The sequence below is a fragment of the Vibrio sp. S12_S33 genome, assembly GCF_963889785.1.
Classification (GTDB): domain Bacteria; phylum Pseudomonadota; class Gammaproteobacteria; order Enterobacterales; family Vibrionaceae; genus Vibrio; species Vibrio aestuarianus.
In genome coordinates this window covers 1-2,694 of the sequence record NZ_CAWPQZ010000107.1, presented here as the reverse complement: position 1 = coordinate 2,694, position 2,694 = coordinate 1, and the positions used below count along the sequence as shown (strand labels likewise).

General features: G+C 40.1%; 2 protein-coding genes. Both read left to right on the top strand.

From position 1 onward, the window contains the following. The first annotated feature begins 686 nt into the window (after positions 1–686). On the top strand, positions 687–1,196 hold the full coding sequence (locus AACW06_RS19150) for a ClbS/DfsB family four-helix bundle protein (RefSeq protein ID WP_192076280.1): 510 nt from the start codon (positions 687–689) through the stop codon (positions 1,194–1,196). Positions 1,197–1,345: 149 nt separating this feature from the next. Next, positions 1,346–2,398: a hypothetical protein gene (locus tag AACW06_RS19145; RefSeq protein WP_192076279.1), complete on the top strand. Its 1,053-nt coding sequence runs from the start codon at positions 1,346–1,348 to the stop codon at positions 2,396–2,398. Positions 2,399–2,694: the final 296 nt, after the last annotated feature.

Below are 2,694 nucleotides of genomic sequence, written 5' to 3'. Positions count from 1 at the left end.
CGCATAACAAACAATTTAAGAGGGATTCCCCACGCTTGGCATTTTGGGTTTAAGTCAGGTTTAGTGTTTACGGCATCCAAATTGGGTGTCGTGGTCTCGTGGCTCACCCCTTAATTGGGCGTTATGTGTTTGATGAGTTTTTGAGGTTAATTCTACGATTTCATTGAAAATTCGTTCCGTGTTTTCGGCAAGTTGGCTTGGTCGAAATGGATTCTTGAACAACCTGAGATTGATCGTTTTCAAGGTTCTTGGGTTGCCTCAATTAAGTTTTGGATCTGGCTTGTGTTGGTTTCGCCAGTTTTAAATCGCTTTAATTGAAATGTCTTTTTGACTGACTCTCTTGCTGAAGTTCAGCTCTGAAAGTCTGGTGACGCAAAAGGGTTTGTTGTGGCTGAAAGAGCGCTTTCTTTGTTGTTGATTCTGCAAGTGGATCTCTTTGGCTAAGAACGCTGTGAAATTTAGGTTTTGGTAAATATCGTTTTTGTACGTAACTTATTAAAATTCCTTCATTTCTACGGTGGTTTACTTTGAATTCACGGTAAAATTCACATAACAAGCAATTCAAGTGGATTCTCAACGCGTGGCAGTTTTACTATGCGTTGAGTAAAGTGTTTATGGTGCAATGCAGTGGCTTGGCCAGTGCGTTGTTCACCACTTAATTGGGCGTTATGTGAATGGAGGTCAAAATGTCTTCTGTACCTAGAAATAAGGATGAATTAGAGCTAGCCATAAAGTCAATATTTCCAAAACTAATGGCTGACTATCGCTCAATTCCAGAAAGCAAAGCTCGAAAATCTGGCGTCGAGGGAAACGTCAAAGGTACAATCATTAGCGTTAGTGATACAGTGGCTTACTTGATTGGTTGGGGTAAACTCGTTCTTAAATGGTATCGCCTAAAATCTCAAAATCAGCATGTGGATTTCCCTGAAACTGGTTATAAATGGAATCAACTGGGGTTACTCGCCGAAAGTTTCCACGAAGAATATCGTGACTGGAAATACGATGACCTGCTTGTTGAGCTAGAGTCTACGGTTAACGAGATACTTTTACTTATTTCCAGTTTAAGTGACTATGAGTTGTATGGCGTAGAGTGGTATGAGCAATGGACTCTAGGGCGCATGATTCAGTTTAATACGTCATCACCTATGAAAAATATGCGTACAAAAGTTCGGCGCTTCAATCGAGAATTCACATAACAAGCAATTTAAGAGGGATTCACAACGCTCGGCATTTTTGCTTCCACTTCAAATTTAGTGTTTATGGTACAATGCTTTAGGTTTGGGGGAGGCGTTGTTCACCCCTTAATTGGGCGTTAGAGTTTTAAACAAGATTATGAGGAGATGTCATGTCAGTCATTGAACACAGAGAATGGAGTATTTGGACGAATATGGACTTCTTTGAAGGAGAAGATGATATTCGAGGTGTGCTGCAATTTAAAATTACACCGGCTTTAATGGCTCAACAAACTATTGGTTTTTTGTACGAAAAACTAGATGCTATTCGTCAAGGTCAATCTCAGTATGATAACGAGGAACTCAAAAGCTTTTTCGATATCGCAATGATCGGTGCAACTGATGAATTAGTTATTCAGAAATCACTTTCTATCGAAAGAAGTACGGAGCAACTCGATATTATATTAGAAGAGGCACTTGACCAACTTTCGGCAATTGCTCTTTGCCTAGATTTTCCATTAAATTGCTCTGAGGTACGGTTTGTTGTTCCTCCTATGACACCTGAAAGTGGAGAAGTATTCATTGCGTCGAGAAAGCCGATAGGTCGAGGGTTAGCGTTTGAAGTAGAAGAAAGAGGTGCGGCAAGCGGGCGCTTGACTAATGATTTTGGTACTTTTAGAAATCTGTCACAACAGCAGAAAGCGGCACAAAAGCACTATTTAAACGGTCTGACACTTCTTGGGCTCGAAGACCAGTTTGCTGGTTTATTGGATGCAGCATTTATGCAATTTTATCAAGGTTGCGAGATTTTATGTGGTGAAAACCACATCCTTAAGAAAGTTAAAGTTTACTTAGCTAGTAGTTATCCAACGGAGTCTCAAACACTCCAAGTCATTGCTCATCATGTGTGGCAAATTAGACACAATTACTTTGGTCATGGAAATGTCGGTAATCATATTGTCAATATGGATGATATGGGTGAAACATTTAACGTTGCTAAGCAGGTTCTCGTTGTTAGATGGCTGTGTAAACACCTTCTTGACCTTAGTACTAACTCAGTTCCCCTTACGAGGGAAATGCGGTTGTATCATTCGAGAAACTCAGTCTGTTTTTCCGGAAGTGAAACTGAAATAAGTCAAACATTTTATAATGGATATGACTTCAAAGTTATCCCTATATTAGATAGTTCAGAAGCTGAAATAGCACAAGTAGATTTAACGCAATAAAACTCTAACAAACAATTTAAGTGTGATTCCCCACGCTTGGCATTTTTGGTTTAGGTCAAGTTTAGTGTTTACGGCGCTCAAATTGAGTGCCGTGGTAGCGTGGCTCACACCTTAATTGGGCGTTAGCTGGGGTTAAGAAAAATGGTGAATTTAGGGTGGAAAGGCTTTGGGTTTTCTAGCTACACACCGGACAAATCCCAGCTTATCAGCTATCTCGCCAGTGGCACTTTTCTGGAAGTGTTTGAACTTAACGAAGTCTGCTTACGGGAAATGTTATGTTTGTTAAGTTCGTTGGT